This window comes from Intrasporangium sp. DVR, assembly GCF_040365325.1.
In the GTDB taxonomy this organism is placed as follows: domain Bacteria; phylum Actinomycetota; class Actinomycetes; order Actinomycetales; family Dermatophilaceae; genus Intrasporangium.
The window spans coordinates 1-2084 of the sequence record NZ_BAABZW010000036.1; the positions used below are offsets into that span (position 1 = coordinate 1).

Here is a 2084-nt window from a genome sequence, read left to right on the forward strand (position 1 = left end):
CCGTCCTGGCTCAGGCGATCGCGCAGGTCCCCGCCGCGCACCGCAGGCGGCTGCTGGTCCGCTCCGACGGCGCCGGCGCCTCCCACGACCCGGTCGGCTGGCTGCACGAGCAGGGAACGGTCCGCGGCCGGACCCTCGAGTACAGCGTGGGGTTCGCGATCACCGAGCACATGGGTGTGACAGCCTCAAGTGGCCCCGGTTAGGGCCGTTGTGATGGCTTGATTTGGCCCCACTCTCGACCCGCCTGCCTCTACGTTCCGGCTTGTCCGACCAAGACGAGCTGGAGGCGAGAGGGTGAAGGAGAGATCGAGAGTGGAGCAGTTTGAAAGTATCCGACGTGATCGTCGGGATGAGCAGTTGTCGATCCGGGCGTTGGCTCGCCGGCATGGGGTGCACCGCCGGACGGTGCGTCAGGCGTTGGCGGACGCGACTCCGCCGCCACGTAAGAGCGCGGAGCGTGAGGCGGCCGCGTTCGGGCCGTACGAGGAGCTGGTGACCGGCTGGCTCACCGCCGATCTGGACGCGCCGAGGAAGCAGCGGCACACCGCCCGGCGGGTGTGGCAGCGCCTCGTCGAGGAGCACGGGGCGCCGGTGGCCGAGTCCACGGTGCGCCCGCACGTGGCCCGGTTGAAGGTCGAGGTGGGGCTGGTGCGCCGGGAGGTGATGGTTCCGCAGACCCATCCTGCCGGTGAGGGGGCCGAGGTCGACTTCGGGCAGTTCGAGGCCTCGATCGCCGGGGTGGTGCTGCGGTTGTGGATGTTCATCATGCGCCTGTCGCACTCGGGCCGGGCGGTGCACATCGCGTACGCGAACCAGGCGCAGGAGTCGTTCCTGGACGGGCACGTCAGGGCGTTCGAGGCGCTCGGTGGGGTGCCGTCCGGGATGATCCGCTACGACAACCTCAAGCCAGCGGTGCTGCGTTGCCTGCTCGGTCGGGAGCGGTTCGAGAACCCGAAGTTCGTCGCGCTGCGCAGCCATTACGGGTTCGAGTCGTTCTACTGCCGCCCCGGGGTCGAGGGAGCTCACGAGAAGGGCGGTGTCGAGGGCGAGGTGGGTCGGTTCCGGCGCCGGCACCTGACCCCGGTGCCGCACCTGCCGACCCTGGCCGCGTTGAACGAGGCGATGGCCGCTGCCGACGCGAGGGACGACGCCCGCCGCATCGGCGCCCGCCGCGACACCGTCGGGGCCGCGTTCGAACGCGAGGCAGTCCTGCTGAATCCGTTGCCGGACAGTCGTTTTGACGCCTCGACGCCGCTCTCGTGCCGGGTCGACATGAAGGCGCGGATCTGTGTCCGCCAGTCGTACTACTCGGTCCCCGCGTCTTACGCCGGGCGGCGGGTCGCCGTGCGCCTCGGCGCGGACACGGTGAGCGCGTTCGATGGGGGCGCGGTCCTCGCCTCGCACGTCCGGTCGCTGCACAAGGGCACCGAGGACCTGGTCCTGGACCACTACCTCGAGGTCCTGACCCGCAAGCCCGGCGCCCTCGCCGGCGCGACCGCGCTGGCGAACGCGCGCGCCGGTGGCTCGTTCACCCAGGCGCACCAGGACTTCTGGGACGCGGCCCGCCGTCACCTCGGCGACAAGGACGGCACCAAGGCCCTGGTGGGGGCGCTGCTGCTGCACCGCACCCTGCCGCCCTCCGCCCTCGCCGCTGCGATGCGGGAGGCGATCGCCTCGGGCCGGTTCGACGCCGACCGGCTCGCCGTCACCGCACGCACCCACCTCGCCGCCATGACCGAGCCAGCGCCACCAATCCCACTGCCGGGCACCGCGATCCCTGACGGGACGCGACCCATCCCGTCGCTGGCCGGCTACGACCAGCTGCTGACAGGAGAACTCGCATGAGCCCCCGCACCACCACCGAAACCCGGGCCCGCGCCGCGGTCACCGCGCTGAGCGAGCCCGCCGCCGAGGCCGCGATCACCGCCGCCACCAAGATCCTTGGCCTGCCCACCATCCGCGACGAACACGCCCGGATCGCCGAGGCCGCCGCACGAGAACGCCTGACCCACAAGGCCTTCCTCGCCGAGGTCCTCACCGCCGAATGTGAATCGCCCCGGGTCTGGTGGAGGGTCTGATTCCAC

General features: G+C 71.4%; 2 protein-coding genes and 1 pseudogene. All 3 read left to right on the plus strand.

Annotated elements, in window-relative coordinates; all coding sequences use genetic code 11:
- A pseudogene (locus ABWV20_RS18990) lies at positions 1 to 203 on the plus strand (hypothetical protein); the annotation flags it as partial.
- Positions 204 to 294: 91 nt separating this feature from the next.
- Positions 295 to 1845, plus strand: a complete 1551-nt coding sequence (gene istA, locus ABWV20_RS18995; protein WP_353358001.1) for an IS21 family transposase — start codon at positions 295 to 297, stop codon at positions 1843 to 1845.
- Positions 1842 to 2078 carry a hypothetical protein gene (locus ABWV20_RS19000; RefSeq protein ID WP_353358003.1) on the plus strand — a complete coding sequence of 79 codons (237 nt, stop codon included), beginning with the start codon at positions 1842 to 1844 and terminating at the stop codon, positions 2076 to 2078. Before istA ends, ABWV20_RS19000 begins: the two co-directional genes overlap by 4 nt.
- The last annotated feature ends 6 nt before the right edge of the window (positions 2079 to 2084 follow it).

Excerpts from the sequence above, each read along its gene's own strand:
- ABWV20_RS19000 (WP_353358003.1), top strand. The coding sequence starts at position 1,842 with ATGAGCCCCCGCACCACCACCGAAACCCGGGCCCGCGCCGCGGTCACC.